17 protein-coding genes are annotated in these 21,654 nt (G+C 59.4%); 7 read left to right on the top strand and 10 right to left on the bottom strand.

Features of this window, described 5'->3' with window-relative positions:
• Position 1: 1 nt before the first annotated feature.
• Positions 2–661: a GntR family transcriptional regulator gene (locus AC3WMT_RS12920; protein ID WP_103303891.1), complete on the bottom strand. Its 660-nt coding sequence runs from the start codon at positions 659–661 to the stop codon at positions 2–4.
• A 268-nt stretch (positions 662–929) separates the two neighbouring features.
• On the opposite strand from AC3WMT_RS12920, the gene xdhA reads away from it, so the two are divergent.
• From xdhA to guaD, 4 genes are all read left to right on the top strand, one after another.
• Entirely contained in the window at positions 930–2,384 is a 1,455-nt protein-coding gene (gene xdhA, locus AC3WMT_RS12915; RefSeq protein ID WP_103303890.1) for a xanthine dehydrogenase small subunit, read from the top strand.
• Positions 2,377–4,776, top strand: a complete 2,400-nt coding sequence (xdhB, locus tag AC3WMT_RS12910) for a xanthine dehydrogenase molybdopterin binding subunit (protein ID WP_103303889.1) — start codon at positions 2,377–2,379, stop codon at positions 4,774–4,776. The genes xdhA and xdhB overlap by 8 nt, the downstream gene beginning before the upstream one ends.
• Positions 4,777–4,920: 144 nt before the next feature.
• Positions 4,921–5,778, top strand: coding sequence for a xanthine dehydrogenase accessory protein XdhC (gene xdhC, locus AC3WMT_RS12905; protein WP_103303888.1), 858 nt, complete (start codon positions 4,921–4,923; stop codon positions 5,776–5,778).
• A gap of 13 nt (positions 5,779–5,791) precedes the next feature.
• Positions 5,792–7,096 (top strand): guanine deaminase, encoded by a 1,305-nt coding sequence (gene guaD / locus AC3WMT_RS12900; protein ID WP_103303887.1) that lies wholly within the window; start codon positions 5,792–5,794, stop codon positions 7,094–7,096.
• A gap of 222 nt (positions 7,097–7,318) precedes the next feature.
• Here guaD and AC3WMT_RS12895 read toward each other — a convergent pair whose 3' ends face one another.
• Complete coding sequence (locus AC3WMT_RS12895) at positions 7,319–8,083, bottom strand: GntR family transcriptional regulator (protein ID WP_103303886.1); 765 nt, start codon at positions 8,081–8,083, stop codon at positions 7,319–7,321.
• Positions 8,084–8,439: 356 nt separating this feature from the next.
• Between AC3WMT_RS12895 and AC3WMT_RS12890 the strand changes: the two genes are divergently transcribed.
• Positions 8,440–9,636 carry a benzoate/H(+) symporter BenE family transporter gene (locus AC3WMT_RS12890; RefSeq protein WP_103303885.1) on the top strand — a complete coding sequence of 399 codons (1,197 nt, stop codon included), beginning with the start codon at positions 8,440–8,442 and terminating at the stop codon, positions 9,634–9,636.
• Positions 9,637–9,673: 37 nt separating this feature from the next.
• Here AC3WMT_RS12890 and AC3WMT_RS12885 read toward each other — a convergent pair whose 3' ends face one another.
• Positions 9,674–10,018 (bottom strand): YggL family protein, encoded by a 345-nt coding sequence (locus tag AC3WMT_RS12885; protein ID WP_095189455.1) that lies wholly within the window; start codon positions 10,016–10,018, stop codon positions 9,674–9,676.
• Positions 10,019–10,252: 234 nt separating this feature from the next.
• Between AC3WMT_RS12885 and dacB the strand changes: the two genes are divergently transcribed.
• Complete coding sequence (gene dacB / locus AC3WMT_RS12880; RefSeq protein WP_103303884.1) at positions 10,253–11,713, top strand: D-alanyl-D-alanine carboxypeptidase/D-alanyl-D-alanine endopeptidase; 1,461 nt, start codon at positions 10,253–10,255, stop codon at positions 11,711–11,713.
• Between the two features lie 137 nt (positions 11,714–11,850).
• On the opposite strand, the gene AC3WMT_RS12875 is transcribed toward dacB, so the two are convergent.
• Positions 11,851–14,232, bottom strand: a complete 2,382-nt coding sequence (locus tag AC3WMT_RS12875; RefSeq protein ID WP_103303883.1) for a sensor domain-containing diguanylate cyclase — start codon at positions 14,230–14,232, stop codon at positions 11,851–11,853.
• A gap of 145 nt (positions 14,233–14,377) precedes the next feature.
• Complete coding sequence (gene rlmKL, locus AC3WMT_RS12870; protein ID WP_103303882.1) at positions 14,378–16,648, bottom strand: bifunctional 23S rRNA (guanine(2069)-N(7))-methyltransferase RlmK/23S rRNA (guanine(2445)-N(2))-methyltransferase RlmL; 2,271 nt, start codon at positions 16,646–16,648, stop codon at positions 14,378–14,380.
• 530 nt (positions 16,649–17,178) lie between these two features.
• Between rlmKL and rmf the strand changes: the two genes are divergently transcribed.
• The gene (rmf, locus tag AC3WMT_RS12865; protein WP_003223300.1) at positions 17,179–17,394 is read left to right on the top strand and encodes a ribosome modulation factor; all 216 of its coding nucleotides are present in this window, start codon (positions 17,179–17,181) and stop codon (positions 17,392–17,394) included.
• A gap of 163 nt (positions 17,395–17,557) precedes the next feature.
• Here rmf and AC3WMT_RS12860 read toward each other — a convergent pair whose 3' ends face one another.
• The 5 genes from AC3WMT_RS12860 to AC3WMT_RS12840 form a co-directional block, all read right to left on the bottom strand.
• Positions 17,558–18,577, bottom strand: coding sequence for a quinone-dependent dihydroorotate dehydrogenase (locus tag AC3WMT_RS12860; protein ID WP_103303881.1), 1,020 nt, complete (start codon positions 18,575–18,577; stop codon positions 17,558–17,560).
• A gap of 160 nt (positions 18,578–18,737) precedes the next feature.
• Positions 18,738–19,772, bottom strand: coding sequence for an OmpA family protein (locus tag AC3WMT_RS12855; RefSeq protein WP_103303880.1), 1,035 nt, complete (start codon positions 19,770–19,772; stop codon positions 18,738–18,740).
• A 107-nt stretch (positions 19,773–19,879) separates the two neighbouring features.
• The gene (sigX, locus tag AC3WMT_RS12850) at positions 19,880–20,470 is read right to left on the bottom strand and encodes an RNA polymerase sigma factor SigX (RefSeq protein ID WP_011333251.1); all 591 of its coding nucleotides are present in this window, start codon (positions 20,468–20,470) and stop codon (positions 19,880–19,882) included.
• A 90-nt stretch (positions 20,471–20,560) separates the two neighbouring features.
• A complete protein-coding gene (locus AC3WMT_RS12845) occupies positions 20,561–21,385 on the bottom strand; it encodes a mechanosensitive ion channel family protein (RefSeq protein WP_007916401.1) in 825 nt (274 codons plus the stop codon).
• Between the two features lie 2 nt (positions 21,386–21,387).
• Positions 21,388–21,636: a hypothetical protein gene (locus tag AC3WMT_RS12840; RefSeq protein ID WP_008076827.1), complete on the bottom strand. Its 249-nt coding sequence runs from the start codon at positions 21,634–21,636 to the stop codon at positions 21,388–21,390.
• Between the last annotated feature and the right edge of the window lie 18 nt (positions 21,637–21,654).

Below are 21,654 nucleotides of genomic sequence, written 5' to 3'. Positions count from 1 at the left end.
CTTAGGCAACCGTCAGGGCGGACACCACCAGATCGCAGCTGCGCTGGGCGTAAGCCGTCAGCACGATGCGGATCTGCGGCAAATCACGGGCAAGCACGGCGGCCAGCAAGCGCTCGAACAGTTCGAGGAACTCGCTCATTTCGGCCTTGCGCTGTTCGAGGGCAAGGAAGTAGGCGCGGCTCATGGCCGGCTGCAGGTTCTCGACGGTCTCTTGCAGGTACGGGTTGTTGGCGAACGGATAGGCAGCGCGCATGACGCTGAAGCTGTCGTCGACAAAACTGCGGATGTCCTGGCGCTCGTAGCTGGCGGTCAGGCGCTGCTGAATTTGCACGAACGGCGCCATGTCCGACTGCACTTGCCAGCCGTTGGCCACCGAATTGCCGAGCAGGATGTACAGTTCGCTCATCAGCGTGCACAGGCTCTGCACCTTGTGCGGCGTCAGTTCGGTGACGTGCGCGCCACGGCGCGGCAGGATCGCGATCAGGTGGCGGCGTTCGAGGATCAGCAAGGCTTCGCGGACCGATCCGCGGCTGACATTAAGTGCCAGCGTGACCTTCTGTTCCTGGATGCGCTCTCCCGGCTTCATTTCGCCACGAATGATGCGTTCGGCGAGGTGGTGAGCAATTTGCTCGGCGAGGCTGTCCGGCGCCTTGAACGTCATGGTTGTCCTTCAAACTCTATCGATCTGCACAAGCGGCGCAGTGTAGCGCAAATGCACGGGCATGGCGGAGTGCCCACTGAGCGGTTTTTGGCACGAATCCCGCAAAAAAGCGGGGTGACCGATGAGGGTCAATACTGATTAGACACGTTGCTGATCGACGAAACGTATTTTCCTGACCTTTAAGTCAGAAAACCATTGACCGAAAAGTCAGACCTGCTAAATTCCGTTCACGTCGGTTAACAACAATAATGAGTCTGCGAGGCCTTCCGTGATCCAGTTTTTACTTAACCAGGAACTCCGTAGCGAGCACGCCCTGGACCCGAATCTGACTGTGCTCAATTACTTGCGTGAACACGTCGGCAAATCCGGTACCAAAGAAGGTTGCGCCAGCGGCGACTGCGGCGCTTGCACCGTGGTGGTTGGCGAGTTGCAAACGGATGACGATGGCCGCGAACACATTCGCTATCGCAGCCTCAACTCGTGCCTGACATTCGTTTCGTCACTGCACGGCAAACAACTGATCAGCGTCGAAGACCTCAAGCACAAAGGCGAACTGCACAGCGTGCAGAAAGCCATGGTCGAGTGCCACGGCTCGCAATGCGGTTTCTGCACCCCGGGTTTCGTCATGTCGCTGTTCGCTCTGCAAAAGAACAGCGATGCGCCGGATCACGCCAAGGCCCACGAAGCGCTGGCCGGCAATCTCTGCCGCTGCACCGGCTACCGGCCGATTCTGGCGGCTGCCGAGCAATCGTGCTGCGGCAAACAACCGGACCAGTTCGATGCCCGCGAAGCGGAAACCATCGCCCGCCTGAAAGCGATCGCCCCGACCGATATCGGCGAGCTGAACAGTGGCGACAAGCGCTGCCTGGTGCCGCTGACCGTCGCTGACCTGGCCGATCTCTACGACGCTTACCCACAAGCCCGCCTGCTTGCCGGCGGCACCGATCTGGCGCTGGAAGTCACCCAGTTCCACCGCACCCTGCCGGTGATGATCTATGTCGGCAACGTCGCCGAAATGAAGCGCATCGAAACCTTCGAAGACCGCATCGAAATCGGCGCTGCCACCGCCCTCTCCGACTGCTACGAAGCGTTGAACGCCGAGTACCCGGACTTCGGCGAACTGTTGCACCGCTTCGCCTCGCTGCAAATCCGCAACCAGGGCACCCTCGGCGGCAACATCGGCAACGCCTCGCCAATCGGTGATTCGCCTCCGCTGCTGATCGCCCTCGGCGCGCAAGTCGTGCTGTGCAAAGGCGAAACCCGGCGCACGCTGAACCTCGAAGATTACTTCATCGACTACAAAGTCACTGCCCGTCAGGAAAGTGAATTCATCGAGAAGATCATCGTCCCACGCGCCAGCGCCGAGCAGTTGTTCCGCGCCTACAAAGTTTCCAAGCGTCTGGACGACGACATCTCCGCCGTCTGCGCCGCGTTCAACCTGCGCGTCGAAAACGGCGTGATCAGCGATGCGCGCATGGCCTTCGGCGGTATGGCAGCAATTCCGAAACGCGCGGCTCACTGTGAAGCCGCATTGATCGGCCAGCCGTTCAACAACGCCGTGGTCGAACGCGCCTGCGCCGCACTGGCCGAAGACTTCACACCACTCTCGGACTTCCGCGCCAGCAAGGAATATCGCCTGCTCAGCGCGCAGAACCTGCTGCGTAAATACTTCATCGAACTGCAAACACCGCACATCGAGACTCGGGTGACCGCTTATGTCTAACCATCACGGCGTAGAAAAAACCCAGGCTGAACTGGCCGAACTGTTCGCCAAGGATCTGACCTCCGGCGTCGGCCGTAGCGTCAAGCACGACAGCGCCGCCAAGCATGTGTCCGGTGAAGCGCAGTACATCGATGACCGTCTGGAATTTCCGAACCAGTTGCACCTGTATGCACGCATGTCGGACCGCGCCCACGCGAAAATCATCAGCATCGACACCTCGCCGTGCTACGCCTTCGAAGGCGTGCGCATCGCCATCACCCACGAAGACGTGCCGGGCCTCAAGGACATCGGCCCTTTGATGCCCGGCGACCCGCTGCTGGCCATCGATGACGTGCAATTTGTCGGTCAACCGGTGCTCGCCGTCGCGGCGAAAGACCTGGAAACCGCACGCAAAGCGGCCATGGCTGCGATTATTGAATACGAAGACCTCGAGCCAGTGCTCGACGTGGTCGAAGCCCTGCGCAAACGCCACTTCGTGCTCGACAGCCACACCCATCAGCGCGGCGACTCGGTCTCTGCGCTGGCAACCGCTGAACACCGTATCCAAGGCACGCTGCACATCGGTGGTCAGGAACACTTCTATCTGGAGACGCAAATCTCCTCGGTGATGCCGACTGAAGACGGCGGCATGATCGTCTACTGCTCGACGCAGAACCCGACCGAAGTGCAGAAACTGGTCGCCGAAGTGCTCGACGTGTCGATGAACAAAATCGTCGTCGACATGCGCCGCATGGGCGGTGGTTTCGGCGGCAAGGAAACCCAGGCCGCCAGCCCGGCGTGCCTGTGCGCCGTGGTTGCGCACCTGACTGGCCAACCAACCAAGATGCGCCTGCCGCGCGTCGAAGACATGTTGATGACCGGCAAGCGTCACCCGTTTTACGTCGAGTACGACGTCGGTTTCGACAGCACCGGGCGCCTGCACGGGATCAACATGGACCTGGCCGGCAACTGCGGCTGTTCGCCGGACTTGTCCGCCTCGATCGTTGACCGGGCGATGTTCCACTCGGACAACTCGTACTACCTGGGCGACGCGACCATCCACGGTCACCGCTGCAAGACCAACACCGCGTCGAACACCGCTTACCGTGGTTTCGGTGGCCCGCAAGGCATGGTCGCGATCGAGGAAGTGATGGACGCGATTGCCCGTCACCTGCAGCTTGATCCGCTGGCTGTGCGCAAGGCCAACTACTACGGCAAGACCGAGCGCAACGTCACCCATTACTACCAGACCGTCGAGCACAACATGCTCGAGGAAATGACCGCCGAACTGGAAGAAAGCAGCCAGTACCACGAGCGCCGCGAAGCGATCCGTCGCTACAACGCCAACAGCCCGATCCTGAAAAAAGGCCTGGCGCTGACCCCGGTGAAATTCGGTATTTCCTTTACCGCGAGCTTCTTGAACCAGGCCGGCGCACTGATCCACATCTACACCGACGGCAGCATCCATTTGAACCATGGCGGCACGGAAATGGGCCAGGGGCTGAACACCAAAGTCGCGCAGGTCGTGGCTGAAGTGTTCCAGGTCGAGATTGATCGTGTGCAGATCACCGCGACCAACACCGACAAAGTACCGAACACCTCGCCGACAGCGGCGTCCAGCGGCGCCGACTTGAACGGTAAAGCGGCGCAGAACGCGGCTGAAATCATCAAGAAACGCCTGATCGAATTTGCTGCCCGGCAGTACAAAGTCAGCGAAGAAGACGTGCAATTCCATAACGGTCATGTGCGCGTCCGCGACCACATCCTGACCTTTGAAGCGCTGATCCAGCAGGCGTATTTCAATCAGGTTTCGTTGTCGAGCACCGGGTTCTACAAGACCCCGAAAATCTACTACGACCGCAGCCAGGCCCGTGGTCGGCCGTTCTACTACTTCGCCTTCGGCGCGGCGTGCTGCGAAGTGATCGTCGACACCCTGACCGGCGAGTACAAGATGCTCCGAACCGACATCCTTCACGATGTGGGTGCCTCGCTGAACCCGTCCATCGACATCGGTCAGGTCGAGGGCGGTTTCATCCAGGGCATGGGCTGGCTGACCATGGAAGAGCTGGTCTGGAACAACAAAGGCAAGCTGATGACCAACGGCCCGGCCAGCTACAAGATCCCGGCGGTGGCGGACATGCCGCTCGACCTGCGGGTGAAGCTGGTGGAAAACCGCAAAAACCCGGAAGACACGGTGTTCCATTCCAAGGCTGTCGGTGAGCCACCGTTCATGCTCGGGATTGCTTCGTGGTGTGCGATCAAGGATGCGGTGGCGAGCCTCGGTGACTATAAGCATCAACCGCAGATCGATGCGCCGGCGACGCCGGAGCGGGTGTTGTGGGGGTGTGAGCAGATGCGTCAGCTCAAGACCGTGAAAGCGGTCGAGGCAGAGACCGAACTGGCTCCGCTTTAAGACCGAGGCGCGGCCAATCGCTGGCAAGCCAGCTCCCACAGGGTTCTGCGGTGTTTATCCGATATGCGTTACACCGCAAATCCTGTGGGAGCTGGCTTGCCAGCGATGAGGCCCGAACAGATAACGATGTTGTAGGGGTGAACTATGTACAACTGGATCGACGCCCTCGCCGACCTGCAGAACCAGGGCGAACCCTGTGTGCTGGTGACGATCATCGAAGAACTCGGCTCGACCCCGCGTAATGCCGGCTCGAAAATGGTCGTCAGCGCGAAACAGACCTTCGACACCATCGGTGGCGGGCATCTGGAATACAAAGCCATGCAGATCGCTCGCGAGATGCTCGCCAGCGGCAAGCAGGACACCCATCTGGAGCGCTTCAGTCTCGGCGCCAGTCTGGGCCAGTGCTGCGGCGGCGCCACCGTGTTGCTGTTCGAACCGATGGGCCAGGTGCAGGCGCAGATTGCCGTGTTCGGCGCCGGCCATGTCGGCCGCGCCTTGGTACCGCTGCTTGCCGGCCTGCCCTGCCGGGTGCGCTGGATCGATTCGCGGGAAGAGGAATTCCCCGAACAGATTCCTCACGGCGTGCGTAAAATCGTCGCCGAGGAGCCTGTGGATGAAATTGATGACCTGCCCGCCGGCAGCTACTGCATCGTCATGACCCACAACCATCAGCTGGATCTAGAGCTGACCGCCGCCATCCTCAAGCGCAACGATTTCACCTGGTTCGGCCTGATCGGCTCGAAGACCAAACGCGCCAAATTCGAACACCGTCTGCGTGATCGCGGCTTCGACGCCAGCGTCGTGCAACGCATGCGCTGCCCGATGGGCATCAGCGAAGTCAAAGGCAAATTGCCTGTGGAAATCGCCATCTCCATCGCCGGCGAAATCATCGCCACCTATAACGCCAATTTCGGCCAGCAGACTGCCAGCGCCGAACCGATTGCCAAACTGCTGCCCGTTTCGCGCCGCAGTGAAGCCGCCAAACTCAAAGCCTCAAATTGATTAGAGAACCCTCATGCCTCTGACTCGCAAAGCCTACCGCGCCGCCATCCTGCACAGCATTGCCGACCCTGCCGAAGTCGGAATCGAAGCCTCCTACGAATATTTCGAGGATGGCCTGCTGGTGGTCGATGGCGGCAAGATCAGCGCCCTCGGCCACGCCAGTGATTTGCTGCCGACCCTGCCGGCGGACATCGAAATCGAGCACTACAAAGACGCGCTGATCACCCCGGGCTTCATTGACACGCACATTCACCTGCCGCAAACCGGCATGGTCGGTGCCTATGGCGAGCAACTGCTCGACTGGCTGAACACCTACACCTTCCCGTGCGAAAGCCAGTTCGGTGACAAGGCGCACGCCGACGATGTCGCGGATATTTTCATCAAGGAACTGCTGCGCAACGGCACTACCACTGCGCTGGTGTTCGGCAGCGTGCACCCGCAGTCGGTGAACTCGTTCTTTGAGGCAGCCGAAAAGCTCGATCTGCGGATGATCGCCGGCAAGGTGATGATGGACCGCAACGCCCCGGACTACCTGACCGACACCGCAGAATCCAGCTACGTCGAGAGCAAGGCGCTGATCGAGCGCTGGCACGGCAAGGGCCGCCTGCACTATGCGGTCACCCCGCGTTTCGCCCCGACCAGCACCCCGGAACAACTGACCCTCGCCGGGCAACTGCTGACCGAATACCCGGATCTGTACATGCAGACCCACATCAGCGAAAACCTCAAGGAAATCGAGTGGGTCAAGGAGCTGTTCCCGGAGCGCAAGGGCTACCTCGACGTTTACGACCACTACAAGTTGCTCGGCGAGCGCTCGGTCTTCGCCCACGGCGTGCACCTGTGCGACGACGAATGTGCGCGTCTGGCGGAAACCGGCTCGGCGATCTCGTTTTGCCCGACTTCGAACTTCTTCCTCGGCAGCGGCTTGTTCAATCTGCCGATGGCCGAGAAGCACAAGCTGAACGTGGGTCTGGGTACAGACGTTGGTGGCGGTACCAGTTTCTCGCTGCTGCAAACCTTGAACGAAGCTTACAAAGTGATGCAGTTGCAGGGTGCGCGCCTGAGTCCGTTCAAGTCGCTGTATCTGGCGACGCTGGGCGGTGCACGGGCGCTGCGTCTGGAGGACAAGATCGGCAATCTGCAACCGGGCTCGGATGCCGACTTCCTGGTGCTGGATTACAACGCCACGCCGTTGCTTAGCTATCGCCTGAAACAGGCGAATAACATTGCCGAGACGTTGTTTGTGTTGATGACGCTGGGGGATGACCGCACGGTGCAACAGACGTATGCGGCGGGTGCGTTGGTGCATCAGCGCTGAGTTTTTCCCGACACATGATCGTTCCCACGCTCCGCGTGGGAACGATCAGGCAGGCATAAAAAATCCCCCAGAGCTTTTCAGCCTGGGGGATTTTTATTGCCTGTCAGATCGCTATCGCTGGCAAGCCAGCTCCCACAGTTTTTTGTGGTGTTTACCCATTTGCACTACACCACACATCCTGTGGGAGCTGGCTTGCCAGCGATTGGGCCAACTCGGTCTGACTTAGAGTTTCGCCGCAGGACGCCCCGGCTTCTTGGTCTGCAACAGATGCGAGAACACCGCATGCAGATCATCGGACGCGCCTTCCTCATCGAGGTTGAGCTTGCTGTCGATGTGATCCATGTGGTGCATCATCAGATTCACTGCCAGTTCGCCGTCGCGCTTTTCGATCGCGTCGATCAACTGGGTGTGCTCGTCATAGGAGCAATGCGAACGGTTGCCGCTTTCATACTGGGCAATGATCAGCGAAGTTTGCGAGACCAGGCTGCGCTGGAAGCTGATCAGCGGGGCGTTTTTTGCCGCTTCAGCGAGCTTCAGGTGAAATTCACCCGACAGGCGAATACCGGCGCCACGATCACCACGCGAGAAACTGTCGCGCTCATCGTTGACCATCTGCCGCAGTTCGGCAATCTGTTCGGCAGTGGCGTGCAGCACGGCCAGTTCAGTGATCGCGCGCTCGACCAGACGGCGGGCCATGAACACCTGGCGTGCTTCTTCAACGCTCGGGCTGGCGACGACGGCGCCACGGTTCGGCCGCAACAGCACGACGCCCTCATGGGCCAGACGCGACAAGGCGCGGCGAATGATGGTGCGGCTGACCCCGAAAATTTCCCCCAGCGCTTCTTCGCTCAACTTGGTGCCGGGCGCCAGACGCTGCTCGAGGATGGCCTCGAAGATATGCGCGTAGACAATATCGTCCTGGGTTCCGCTGCGGCCGGCTTTGCCTGCTCGCGGTTGTTTCTTGAGGGGTTGCAACTGTTCGTTCATGGGCACTCGAGTCGGAAGAACTGCGGCGAATAGACCGTGACTGTAATACGGCACAGTAGGTCGCTGGCAAGTATCGCGTAAAAAACAGCGCGATTGTACACAATGGATGGTGGCAACACGACTGTATGGCTGTTTGTGACCACGGCTGTATTGCAACGATCCGTTACGATTGAGTTTAGGCTTGATCACAGAATCCGCCTTCAGCGCACAATTCCCTGTAGGAGTGAGCCTGCTCGCGAATGCGGTGTGTCATTCGGCAATGACGTGGGTGACACACTGCAATCGCGAGCAGGCTCACTCCTACAAGGGTTGGCGTTATGGCGGGAATCTTCATTGGTATAAGGAACACCGCCGTCATGAACGACGCCACGCACACTCAACTGCGTCCCTTTTCCGACACATCGCCTTCGGCCATCGTCGCCGGTTTCATTGCGATGATGACCGGCTACACCAGTTCACTGGTGCTGATGTTCCAGGCCGGGCAAGCGGCGGGCCTGACCAGCGGGCAGATTTCCTCGTGGATCTGGGCGATTTCGATCGGCATGGCGGTGTGCTCGATCGGCCTGTCGCTGCGCTATCGCACACCCATCACCATCGCCTGGTCGACGCCCGGCGCGGCGTTGCTGATCACCAGTCTTGGCGGCGTCAGTTACGGCGAAGCCATCGGCGCCTACATCACCTGCGCCGTGCTGGTGACGATCTGCGGGCTGACCGGCAGTTTCGAACGCTTGGTGAAGAAGATCCCGGCATCGCTGGCGGCGGCATTATTGGCGGGGATTCTGTTCAAGATCGGCAGTGAAATTTTCGTCGCCGCGCAACACCGCACCGCTCTGGTGCTGGGGATGTTCTTCACTTATCTGCTGGTCAAACGCCTGTCGCCACGCTATGCCGTGCTCGCTGCACTACTGATCGGCACCGCGCTGTCGGGCTTTATGGGCCTGCTGGATTTCAGCGGTTTCCACTTGGAGGTGGCGACACCCGTGTGGACTACTCCGCATTTCTCGCTGGCAGCGACCATCAGCATCGGCATCCCGTTGTTCGTGGTGGCGATGACCTCGCAGAACATGCCCGGCATCGCCGTCCTGCGCGCCGACGGCTATAACGTGCCGGCATCGCCGCTGATCACCACCACCGGCATCGCCTCGCTGTTACTGGCGCCGTTCGGATCCCACGGCATCAACCTCGCGGCCATCAGCGCAGCCATCTGTACCGGGCCGCACGCCCATGAAGACCGCAACAAACGTTACACCGCAGCGGTGTGGTGCGGGATTTTCTACGGGATTGCCGGGGTGTTCGGCGCCACATTGGCGGCGTTGTTCGCCGCGTTGCCGAAGGAACTGGTGCTGTCGATTGCCGCATTGGCGCTGTTTGGTTCGATCATCAATGGCTTGAGCATTGCCATGACCGAAGTGAAGGAACGCGAAGCGGCGCTGATTACCTTTATGGTCACGGCGTCGGGGTTGACGCTGTTTTCGATTGGTTCGGCGTTCTGGGGGATTGTCGCGGGGGTTTTGACGCTGGTGATTCTGAACTGGCGTAAAGCGCAGGCATAAAAAAACGGCGACCCTCAGGTCGCCGTTTTTTTCAGTATCACTTAGCCGCGTTGATCGGCTTTTCCGGATACCAAACGTCCAGCAGCGGGCTGATTTCAGCCTTGGTCAGCTCGGAACGGTTTTTCAGCCAGGCTTCAACGGCAGCGCGCTGCTCTTCGTTGACCGAGCCACGCTTCTGCAGGCAAACCAGACCGAAGTCGTCGCCGCCTACATAACCCAGACCGTTGGCTTCCATGGCTTCTTTGATGAAGGCTTCGAGGAAAGCGTCAATGGCTTCTTCGGACAAGTCTTCTTTGAAGTCCAGGTTCAGTTCGAAACCCAGCTCTTGAAATTCATCAACGCACAGTTTTTTGCGCAGACGCTGGGAACGGTTAGTCGCCATTGGAACAATCCTCTTAAGTAATAACGGCCGGCACTTTACCAGTTTAAGCGGTCAATTGCCCGATTCTCTGGACTGCGCAGCCGACCGCCTGTAAAAAAATCACGGATTAGCCACCCCGGGGACGGCACAAGCGGTTACACCTTGGGGCATAATGCCGACACTTTCGTGACCACTGAGGGCTTTTTCATCCATGTCCTCGTTATTTTTCCCCTCTTTTGCAGGGTTTTATTTCTTATGATCAAATCGTTGCGTCCACTTTTTCTGGCCGGCCTTCTTCTTCCACTGGCCCTGCCTGTCTCCGCTGCCACCATCAATACTTCTCTCACCCCCAACGTCGAAAAAGCCCTCAAGGCGAGCAAGCTGCAGCCGACTGCCCTGTCGCTGGTGATGGTGCCGCTGGATGGCCCGGGCACCGCGACCGTGTACAACGCCGACGTATCGGTCAACCCGGCCTCGACCATGAAACTGGTCACCACCTATGCGGCGCTGGAGATGCTCGGTCCCAACCATCAGTGGAAAACCGAGTTCTACACCGATGGCGACCTGAGCGGCGGCATCCTCAACGGCAACCTCTACCTCAAGGGTGGCGGCGATCCAAAGCTGAACATGGAAAAACTCTGGCTGCTGATGCGCGACCTGCGCGCCAACGGCGTGACCCAGATCACCGGTGATCTGGTGCTGGACCGCAGCTTCTTCGTGCAGCCGCAACTGCCGGAATTCAATGACGACGGCAACGACGAGAACAAACCGTTCCTGGTCAAACCGGATTCGCTGCTGGTCAACCTCAAGGCTCTGCGTTTTGTCGCGCGTAACGACGGTGGTCGGGTGTTGATCTCGGTAGAACCGCCGATTGCCAACATCCGCATCGAAAACACCGTCAAGGCGTTGAACTCCAAACAATGCACCGGCGGCGTGCGCTACAACCCGGTGGCGCAAGCCGACGGCAGCATGACCGTCACCGTCGCCGGCCAGTTGGGCGATGGCTGCAGCTCGCAGACGTACCTGTCGCTGCTCGACCACGCGACCTACACCGCTGGCGCCGTTCGGGCGATCTGGAAGGAACTGGGTGGCAGCATCCAGGGCAAGGATCGTCTCGCCTCGACCCCGAGCAACGCCAAACTGCTGGCCCGCGCCTACTCGCCGGATCTGGCCGAGATCATCCGCGACATCAACAAATACAGTAACAACACCATGGCCCAGCAGCTGTTCCTGAGCCTCGGTCAGAAATTCCGCAACGATGCCGACGGTGACGACGCCAAGGCCGCGCAGCGAGTGGTACGTCAGTGGCTGGCACGCAAAGGCATTACCGCGCCGCATCTGGTGATGGAGAACGGCTCCGGCCTGTCCCGCGCCGAACGCGTCAGCGCCCGTGAGATGGCCAGCATGCTGCAAGCCGCCTGGCACAGCCCGTACGCCGCCGAATACATCAGCTCGCTGCCGATTGCCGGCACCGACGGCACCATGCGCAAACGCCTGAAGACCACCGCGATGCGCGGCGAAGCTCACGTCAAGACCGGCACCCTGAACACCGTGCGCGCGATCGCCGGTTTCAGCCGTGATGTGAATGGCAACACCTGGGCGGTGGTGGCGATCCTCAATGACAAGGCGCCGTTTGGGGCGTCGTCGGTGCTGGATCAGGTGCTGCTGGATCTGTATAAGCAGCCGAAACTGGCGCAGACAGCTTCGGTTCTGTAACGCGGTTCAAGCAACTCCACAAAACCCTGTGGGAGCTGGCTTGCCAGCGATAGCGCTATGTCAGTCACCGAAGATGCTGACTGAAATGACGCTATCGCTGGCAAGCCAGCTCCCACAGGTTTGTGGTGTATTGAATGTCAGCTCATCTGCTCAACCCGATCGCGCCCGCCCTGCTTGGCTGCGTACACGCCCGAGTCGGCGCGCAGCAGCAGCGAATCCGCGCCCTCCCCCGGTCGCCAACTGGCGATACCGAAACTCGCAGTCACCACGCCGACCACATCCACCGGCGCACTGCGCAGCCCCTGCCACAACTCCACCGCGAGCATGTACGCGTGTTCGCCGTCGATGTCCGGGCACAGCACCATGAACTCCTCGCCGCCCAGACGACAAAACACATCGGTACGGCGCAGCCGATGGCCGATGCGCTCGCACACGGCTTGCAGCACCCGGTCGCCCACGGCATGGCCGTACTGGTCGTTGATACGTTTGAAGTGGTCGATGTCGAGCATGATCACCGACAACTCCCCGCCGCCACGCTCGACCCGGGCCATTTCCGTGGTCAGGCGCTCCTGAAAATAGCGGCGGTTGTGAATACCGGTCAGCGAATCAGTCACTGACAGCGCACGAAGTTCTTCCTCGACCCGCTTCAGATCGGAAATATCCGAAATATAGCCATGCCACAGCACACCGCCGCCGGGCAGCTCTTCCGGCGTCGCCTCACCACGCACCCAGCGCAGCCCGCGCTCGGGCAATTGCACGCGGTATTCCTCGCGCCACGGGCTGAGGTTGTCCGCCGAGGCGCGAATCGAGGTGCGCACGCGGGTGATGTCCTGTGGGTGGATGCGAGAAAAGATCGCCTCGGCGTCGAGCAGCAGCACGTCCGGCTCCAGCTCGTAGATCTCGCGGATGCCGTCGCTGGCGTAGATCACGCTGAAGCGCCCGTCGAATTCCATCTTGAACTGGTAGATGCCACCAGGCACGTGAGCACTGAGTTTCTTCAGCAGCACGTCCCGCGCCGCCAGGGCCTCGTGGACGCGCTTGCGCTCGGTGATGTCGATACAGATCGCCAGATGGCCTACCCACAGGCCCTGCTCATCGAGGACCGGAGTGGCGAGCATGTTCACTGGCAGGTGGCTGCCATCGCTGCGTACCAGCGTCCACTCGCGAGCCTCGTGACCGCCGACTTCACCGCCCTCGACCAGCATCGCGTGGCAGGTCGGGATGCTCTTGCCGTACCGCGCACTCAATTCCGTAGAACGTGCGCTCAACTCCCTTGGCAAGTGCAGGTTTTCCAGGGTCATGTGGCCGACGACGTCGGCACTGCTGTAGCCGAGCATCTGTTCGGCGCCGGGGTTGAAAGTATTGATCACCCCGCGCAAATCGGTGGCGATGATCGCGACTTGAGTCGCGGCATTCAGCACCCCGCGCAATTGACCGTGGGTGCCGCGCAACTCCTGCTCACGCTCGTGCAGTTCCTGCGTGCGCAATTCGACCAGGCGCAAGGCGCGCTGGCGCTGGCTGACCAGCACATAGAGCAACGCGCTGAGCAGCAGACTCAGCAAGCCGCCAAGAATGATCACGCTGCCCACCGACGAGTGATTGGCCTGCATAAAAGCTTCGCTGGGCAGGATATCGACCTGATAGTCGTGATCGGCCATGCGCACCAGCCGCGTCGCCGCCAGATCACTGAGCGCGGGCTCGTTGGTGGATTCGAACAACACTTCATGCTGATCATTGGTCGACAGGTCAAGAATGCGCACGGACAAGTAGTCATGAAACGCATCCGGCAAGCCATCGGCCAGCAGCTGGCGCATGCTGATCACCGCCATCACGTAGCCGAACGACTGTTGCTGGCCAGCCCGCATCACTGGTGCAACCAATAGCACCCCGCGCGCGTAGGACGGCTCGATACTCACCAGATGCATCGGTTGCGACACCGCCAGACCACCAAGCTTGTCTGCACGCTGGAGGGTGTCCCGACGCAGCGGTTGCGCCAGCAAGTCATAGCCCAAAGGCGAGCCGAGGCGACTTTGCGTCTGGCTGAACAGCACGGGCACATATTCATCACGCACGCCGGCCAGTTGCAGCTCGCCCTGCGCATTGAGTTCGCGAATGGTAAAGGTGCTCAGCCCTTCCTCTCGCACGCGCTGTTCAAAAGCGCCGCGCTCGGCAGCACTGACCCGCAGGGCAAACGAATAGGCCTGGGTACGCAGTAATAAAGGTTGGGTGTAGCCATCGAATTCGGCGCGGGACACCGATTCGGAGTTGGCGAAGAAGCGGCGCAAGCCGTCGAGGCGTTGCTCCTGATCCTGGAAGCGTTCTTCGATGCGGCTGTAACGCTCATTGGCCAGCAGTTGAAAGCGCTGACGCAATTGCTGCTCAAACTGATTGAAGGTGGCCCAGGCGAGCAGCCCCGTGAGAATCCCGCCGGCGAGCAATACCAGCATCGCGACCAGCCAGGCCGAGACTTCTTCGCTGATAAAACCCAGAATCTTCGGGCGCACGGGGTGCAACGACATAAGGGCAACTCACCACAGCAGCATTTCGGGGATACCCCCATTGGCCATGAGTGAGTTATAGCTATTAGCCATTAATTTGGCTAGCGCTGATCGGATCCAAGAGCCGTTAAAAATCAAGGCTCTGTGGATCCAACTTTGCCGAGTGTCAACGAGCCGTGATTTTCCAGGCGCGGTGGATCTTGGTGTTGCGCGCGAAATCCGGATCGATGGTCTGCGCGCTGATTTCCTCGACCGCATAACGCTCGGCGAGGTTTTCCTCCAACTGGAACTTGCGGAAGTTGTTGGAGAAGTACAGCACGCCACCCGGAGCCAGACGCGCCATGGCCAGGTCGATCAACTGCACCTGATCACGCTGCACGTCGAAGATGCCTTCCATGCGCTTGGAGTTGGAGAAGGTCGGCGGATCGATGAAGATCAGGTCGTATTCGTCACGACTGCTCTCCAGCCACGCCATCACGTCGCCCTGCTCCAGACGGTTCTTGTCGGAGTAGCCGTTCAACGACAGGTTGCGGCGCGCCCAGTCGAGGTAGGTTTTCGACAGGTCGACGCTGGTGGTGCTGCGCGCGCCGCCCTTGGCCGCATGCACACTGGCCGTCGCGGTGTAGCAGAACAGATTGAGGAAGCGTTTGCCGGCGGCCTCTTTCTGAATACGCATGCGCATCGGCCGGTGATCGAGGAACAGACCGGTGTCGAGGTAATCGGTGAGGTTGACCAGCAACTTCACGCCGCCCTCGCTGACTTCATTGAACTTGCCTTGCGCGGCCTGACGCTCGTACTGCTTGGTGCCACTCTGGCGCTCGCGGCGCTTGACCACTACGCGGCTCTTGTCGACGTTCAACGCCTGCGGAATCGCCGCCAGGGCGTCAAACATGCGCGCCGAGGCTTTTTCCGGGTCGATGGACTTCGGTGCGGCGTATTCCTGAACGTGCACCCAGTCGTGGTACAGATCGATCGCCATCGCATATTCCGGCATGTCGGCATCGTAGACGCGGTAGCAATCGATGCCTTCGCGCTTGACCCACTTGCCCATCGCCTTGAGATTCTTTTGCAGGCGATTGGCAAACATCTGCCCGCCTTCGCTCAAGCGCGGCTGCTCGATCACTGGCGCCGGGGCCGGCGTCGGTTTGATCGGGTTGCCGTTCTTGTTGAACTTGCGCTCTTGCGGCTCGTCCGGAGTCTGATCGTAAGCCGCTTGCTCACGCTCGGCCTGACGCTGCTCCGGGGTACGACGCTCGCCGGTGACGAACTGATCCGGCAGCACTTTGATCAACAGCAGCTTGCACGGCAACGCGCCGTTCCAGAACGAATACTGTTTGTGGCTGCGGATGCCCATGCGCTTGCCCAGATCCGGCGCGCCGGTGAATACCGCCGCTTCCCAGTTCAGGCAGGCCTGACGCAGGCGCTCGCCGAGGTTCTGGTAGAGGTACAACAGGCTGGCTTCGTCACCCAGACGCTCGCCGTACGGTGGGTTGCAGATCACCAGACCTTTCTGGTTCTGGTCCGGGCGCGGCTCGAAGGTCGCGACTTCGCCCTGGTAGATCTTGATCCACTCGCTCAGACCGGCACGTTCAACGTTGTTGCGGCCCGGCTGAATCAGGCGCGGGTCGGCTTCGTAACCACGGATCCACAGCGGCGGCTTGGCCAGACCGGCAGCGGCGCGCTGGGAAGCCTCTTCGTGAAGTTTTTTCCACAGCGCCGGCACGTGACCGAGCCAAGCGGTGAAGCCCCACTGCTCGCGACGCAGGTTCGGCGCCATGTCGGCGGCGATCATGCCCGCTTCGACGAGGAACGTACCAACACCGCACATCGGGTCAGCCAGCGCGCCACCTTCGGCGGCAATGCGCGGCCAGCCGGAGCGGATCAGAATCGCTGCCGCGAGGTTTTCCTTCAGCGGCGCAGCGCCCTGCTGCAAGCGATAGCCACGCTGGTGCAGGCTGTGGCCGGAGAGGTCGAGGGACAGAATCGCTTCGCCGCGATCCAGACGCAGGTGAATGCGCAGATCCGGATTGAGCTTGTCGATGCTTGGGCGATCGCCTTGCGGGGTGCGCAGCTTGTCGACGATGGCATCCTTGACCTTCAAGGCGCCGAAGTGGGTGTTGTCGATGCCCGAGCCATGACCACTGAATTCGACGGCCAGGGTGCCATCGCTGAGCATGTGATCCTGCCACTCGACGTCGAGCACGCCGTGGTACAGGTCTTCAGCGTCCTTCATCGGGAAACGCTTGAGCACCAGCAACACGCGGTTGGCCAGACGCGACCACAAGCACAGGCGATAAGCGGTTTCCATGGTTGCCATGCCACGCACGGCGGAAGTGTGCTCGCGGGCTTCTTCAAGGCCAAGCCCGACGGCTTCCTCGATGAGCAGGCCTTCAAGGCCTTTAGGGCAAGTGAGGAAGAGTTCGAAACGGTCGGACATGGTTTTTCCAGAGCCTTTGGCTAGTGAATCGGCAACGCATTGCCGATCCGGTTTTCAATCAGGCGCTTTTCTACAAGAACGCCCGCGTGGCACGAAGGTGTGCCGTCCCATCCCCGCTGCTCGGGTTAAAGGAGCTTAGATGCAAGGACAGAGAAAAAAGTTGGTGCAACAAAAAGTCTTAAAGCGACCCTTCGTCGAATAGTACCTGAGTCTAAACGTGGGTCATTCTCACTAAAGAATTAAGCCCATCATCCAGTGCGGCGCCGATCATACCGGGGTTTGCTGAAAAAACATTCATGAAACCCAAAGTTACTTATGGCTGTAGCACTATTTTCGTTACGTCCTTATGACAAAACGATCATTCCCTCGGTGTGACTCATTGGTTAGAACTGAACACAGGTTGACGTCCCAACGGCGTCAACACCTTGGCTCGCAACGCCGGCAGCGAGCCGCCCACGGCAGAGTTTTTCTGCCAGACCTCGGTTGAGGTCAACGCGACACAAACAGTCAACAAGTGAGGGAAACACCCTATGAGAAGACTTAAGCGTGATCCGTTGGAAAGAGCATTTTTGCGCGGATATCAATATGGCGTTGGTGGCAAATCCCGTGAGCTTTGCCCATTTACTCTACCGTCGGTACGCCAAGCCTGGATCAACGGCTGGCGAGAAGGACGCGGCGACAACTGGGACGGTATGACCGGCACTGCGGGAATCCACAGACTCAACGAACTTCACGCCGTCGGCTGACACAGGGCATTTATTCCGACACGACAATCTGAATTTGTAACGCATTAACCACGCACGTCCTTCCCGGACGGCGGGCTACGGCCCAGGGGCTCCTTCGAGGAGCCCTTTTTTATGCCTGATGCGGATTGCACTGATCCCTCGCCACAACCCGCCTCACGCCTTATTAACGCAGTGCGGCGATAGCATCTACCGACTCACGAATCAGCGCCGGGCCTTTATAGATGAAGCCAGAGTAGATTTGCACCAGGCTGGCACCGGCAAGAATTTTCTCGGCCGCGTGCTTGCCTTCGGTGATGCCGCCCGCCGCGATGATCGGCAGACGACCACCCAGTTCACCCGCCAGCACCTTCACGGTATTCGTGCTCTTCTCACGCACTGGCGCGCCAGACAAACCGCCCGCCTCGTCGCCATGTTCCATGCCTTCAACACCGACACGGCTCAGGGTGGTGTTGGTAGCGATCACCGCGTCCATCCCGGTTTCGATCAGCGCCTGGGCGACTTGCGCGGTTTCTTCGTCAGTCATGTCCGGGGCAATCTTGATCGCCAGCGGCACATGCTTGCCGTGACGCAGCGCCAGTTCGGCGCGACGGGTGGCCAGGTCTGCCAGTAATTGTTTGAGCGAATCACCGAACTGCAGACTGCGCAGCCCCGGGGTGTTCGGCGAGCTGACGTTGACCGTGATGTAACTGGCGTGGGCGTAAACCTTGTCCAGGCAGATCAGGTAATCGTCAACCGCGCGCTCAACCGGGGTATCGAAGTTCTTGCCGATGTTGATGCCCAGCACGCCTTGGTATTTCGCAGCAGCCACCCGCGCCAGCAGGTTATCCACACCGAGGTTGTTGAAACCCATGCGGTTGATGATCGCCTCGGCTTCCGGCAGGCGGAAGATCCGTGGTTTCGGGTTGCCTGGCTGCGGACGCGGGGTCACGGTGCCGATTTCGACAAAACCGAAACCCAGCTGCGCGAAGCCATCGATGGCCGCGCCGTTCTTGTCCAGACCGGCCGCCAGCCCCACCGGGTTGGGAAATTCCAGCCCCATCACGGTCACCGGCATTTTTGCCGGGGCCTTGCACAGCAAGCCGTTTAAGCCCAAACGCCCACCCGCGCCGATCAGATCCAGCGACAGATCGTGGGAGGTTTCCGGGGAAAGTTTGAACAACAGCTGACGGGCCAGGGTGTACATGGGCGGCAATGACTCGGGCGGCGAAAAGAGGCGGCGATTATAGCCGGGCATCGACCTGCGGCGCGAGGCGCGAGTATCACTCTGCGCCAAATACGCCTTGCCAAATCGCAGGCAAAGAAAAGCCCGGCCTGAGCCGGGCTTTTCTCGTAGCGGCAGCTAATTACTTAGCTTGAGCTTCAACCTGCGCTTCTACGCGACGGTTTACAGCGCGGCCAGCTTCAGTTTTGTTGTCAGCAACTGGGCGGGATTCGCCGTAGCCAACAGACTGAACGCGGGACGATTCAACACCGTACTGGTTGGTCAGAACTTGCTTAACGGCGTTTGCACGACGCTCAGACAGTTTCTGGTTGTAAGCGTCAGGACCGACGGAGTCAGTGTGACCTTCAACAGTAGTGGTGGTGGATGGGTACTGCTTCATGAAGTCAGCCAGGTTTTTGATGTCGCCGTAGCTGTTAGGCTTGACTACCGACTTGTCGAAGTCGAACTTCACGTCCAGCTCAACACGAACAACTTCAGCAACTGCCGGGCAGCCATCAGCGTCAACAGTTACGTTGGCTGGGGTGTCTGGGCACTTGTCAACGTTGTCGCAAACGCCATCGTTGTCGCTGTCGGAGCAGACTTCAGCTGGTGCTGGAACTGGAGCAGCAGCAGGCTTGGAGCCGCCACCGAAGTTCACACCGATACCGACGCTAGGAGCCCACTCGGTGTCGCCCTGGTCGATGTTGTACTGAGCTTCAACGCCAGCACGGGCGTAGAAGTTTTCGGTGAAGTACAGTTTTGCACCAGCGCCAACGTTGGCGAAGGTGGAGCGGTCACGACCGCCGGAACCGTTCTGACCGATGCTCTGATCGGAGAAACCAGCCGAAACGTACGGACGCAGCATGTCGCCCGGGTTGTTGAAGTGGTACAGAGCGTCCAGAGCGGTGTTGGCGCCCTTGATGTTACGACCGTCGTCGGAACGAACGTTGTGTACTTCGTCGTAGCCCAGACGCAGTTCAACGTCGTCGGTCAGGAAGTAACCGATCGAGCCACCGAACAGGTTGCCGTTGTTTTTGAAGTTACGAGCGCTGTCGAATTGTTCTTTCTTTGCGAAGCCTTCGATTTCAACTGCGCCTTGGCCTTGTGCCAGAGCGCCGAACGAAGTGGCGGCAATCAGAGAACCAATGGCCAAGCCCAAGGTGTTTTTCAGTTTCATCCGTTAAATCCCCATCTGGTGATTGTGAAGCAGTCCCGCAAACCGGGGGACAACTCGGCGGCAAGTCTATCAGAACTTGCCTACACGTAAGAGATATTTGCGCCGAACTAAGTTTCAGCAATGCCTGCAAATTTCTCACGCAATTTATCTAGAGCACGTTTGTAACGCATTTTTGTCGCACTCAAACCCATGTGCATGATGTCTGCGATCTCCTGAAATTCCAGTTCTGCGACAAATCGTAGCACCAGAATTTCGCGGTCAATCGGGTTCACATACACCAGCCAGCGATCAAGCCCGCCCTTCTCCTCGGGTTTTGGCGCCTTTTCTTCGGACGCTTCCTCAAGGGGGTCAAGACTCAATGCGTCCATCAAGCGACGCTTTCGCCGTTCCTTCCGATACTGCGTAATACATTCGTTGTACGTGATGCTGTATAGCCATGTCTTGAACTTCGATTTGCCCTCGAAGTTCTTCAGGCCGTACAGCACCTTCAACATGACTTCCTGACAGACATCGTCTGCGTCGCGATCGTTCCCAAGATATCTCGCACAGACGTTAAATAATGTTCGCTGGTAACGCCGCATCAGTTCTTCATAAGCGCGCGTTACGTGAAAAAGCTCGGTATGCGAGCGCGCGACCAACTCCTCATCAGAGAGTTCGCGGGGGTCGTAGCGCGTGGATAGCGTTTGGGCTTTATTCAAAACAAGTCGTGCCGACAGTCAGGTCAATGTCCACCGCAACCAGCCTCAGCTGGCATTTTGCGGCGGCATACATTAGCAGGGTTTGCCGGGTTAGCGGCTACTCACATGCTGTTCCAGCAGGATCCGATTGGAAAGAGAGACTAGCTCACCCTCATCGGTCAGCAATGTGGTTTTAACCGTGCCGATCTCTTCGATCTGGCCTTCGACCTCGCCAACACGCACTTGTTGCCCAACCTGATACAACTCACGCACATAGATTCCCGCGAGAATCTGACCGGCAATTTCCCGGCTTCCCAAACCCATGGCCAGCGCAACCGCCAGACCAACGGTAATCAATACGATGACGATCACATGGTTCAGCAGGTCAGTCTTGACCTCAAGCTGACTGATCGCGACCGAGATGCTGATGATGATCACCAGCCCTTGTGCAATTCGCCCCAATCCCGAAGCGTAGTCCAGGCCCACGCCTTCTGCCGCCCCGCGCACCAGGCCATTGGCCAGTTGCGCGAGCAGAACACCTACCAGCAACACCAGCGCGGCGCCGAATACTTTCGGCAAATACAACGCCAGCATATCCAGCGTAGCTGAAACTCGCTCAAGTCCAAGGGACTCTGCTGCAGAAACCAGGAAAATAAGCAGAACGAACCAATAGACGATCTTGCCGATCAGAGTCGAGATCGGTACTTGCAGCCCGGCACGCGACATCAACTTGGTCAGCCCGGTGCCGCCCATCAGGCGATCGAGGCCCAGTTTGGCGAGCAACTTGGACAACAAGGTATCGAGCAGTTTGGCCACGACAAAACCCAACAGCAGCACGACCAGTGCGCCGAACAGGTTCGGGATGAAGTTGGCGACTTTGGTCCACAACGCAGTCATTGCAGTGACGAGGCTCTGAGTCCAGAGATCAAGTTCCATATTCAATCAGCCTTATCAGCAGTGCGAGCGGTAGGTTTACGAAGACGGGAAACCGGCGAGACATGCGCCGATCCATTATTCAGGGCGATCATCAACGCGGGCAGCCAGCGGCCCAGCAGGCTGAACAGATCGCCGGCACCGACCTGGCGGTTGGCGGTTTTGAGCACACGGCCCAGGCACGCATCGTCGTCGCGGCTGGACGGCGAAGCGTTGAGCATGTCGCGTAAAGACTGTTCAAACGGATCGTGCATACGCACCTCTCGTGATGT

Source organism: Pseudomonas sp. FW305-7, assembly GCF_058786735.1.
This window is presented reverse-complemented; position numbering and strand designations above follow the sequence as displayed.

Bases quoted from the DNA above. Each gene is read 5' to 3' on its own strand.
- AC3WMT_RS12890 (WP_103303885.1), top strand. From the start codon at position 8,440: ATGAACGACGCCACGCACACTCAACTGCGTCCCTTTTCCGACACATCG.
- AC3WMT_RS12875 (WP_103303883.1), bottom strand. From the start codon at position 14,232: ATGTCGTTGCACCCCGTGCGCCCGAAGATTCTGGGTTTTATCAGCGAA.
- AC3WMT_RS12845 (WP_007916401.1), bottom strand. From the start codon at position 21,385: ATGGAACTTGATCTCTGGACTCAGAGCCTCGTCACTGCAATGACTGCG.
- AC3WMT_RS12840 (WP_008076827.1), bottom strand. From the start codon at position 21,636: ATGCACGATCCGTTTGAACAGTCTTTACGCGACATGCTCAACGCTTCG.
- xdhC (WP_103303888.1), top strand. From the start codon at position 4,921: ATGTACAACTGGATCGACGCCCTCGCCGACCTGCAGAACCAGGGCGAA.
- guaD (WP_103303887.1), top strand. From the start codon at position 5,792: ATGCCTCTGACTCGCAAAGCCTACCGCGCCGCCATCCTGCACAGCATT.
- AC3WMT_RS12855 (WP_103303880.1), bottom strand. From the start codon at position 19,772: ATGAAACTGAAAAACACCTTGGGCTTGGCCATTGGTTCTCTGATTGCC.
- AC3WMT_RS12895 (WP_103303886.1), bottom strand. From the start codon at position 8,083: ATGAACGAACAGTTGCAACCCCTCAAGAAACAACCGCGAGCAGGCAAA.
- AC3WMT_RS12920 (WP_103303891.1), bottom strand. From the start codon at position 661: ATGACGTTCAAGGCGCCGGACAGCCTCGCCGAGCAAATTGCTCACCAC.
- xdhB (WP_103303889.1), top strand. From the start codon at position 2,377: ATGTCTAACCATCACGGCGTAGAAAAAACCCAGGCTGAACTGGCCGAA.
- AC3WMT_RS12860 (WP_103303881.1), bottom strand. From the start codon at position 18,577: ATGTACACCCTGGCCCGTCAGCTGTTGTTCAAACTTTCCCCGGAAACC.
- rmf (WP_003223300.1), top strand. From the start codon at position 17,179: ATGAGAAGACTTAAGCGTGATCCGTTGGAAAGAGCATTTTTGCGCGGA.
- AC3WMT_RS12885 (WP_095189455.1), bottom strand. From the start codon at position 10,018: ATGGCGACTAACCGTTCCCAGCGTCTGCGCAAAAAACTGTGCGTTGAT.
- rlmKL (WP_103303882.1), bottom strand. From the start codon at position 16,648: ATGTCCGACCGTTTCGAACTCTTCCTCACTTGCCCTAAAGGCCTTGAA.
- dacB (WP_103303884.1), top strand. From the start codon at position 10,253: ATGATCAAATCGTTGCGTCCACTTTTTCTGGCCGGCCTTCTTCTTCCA.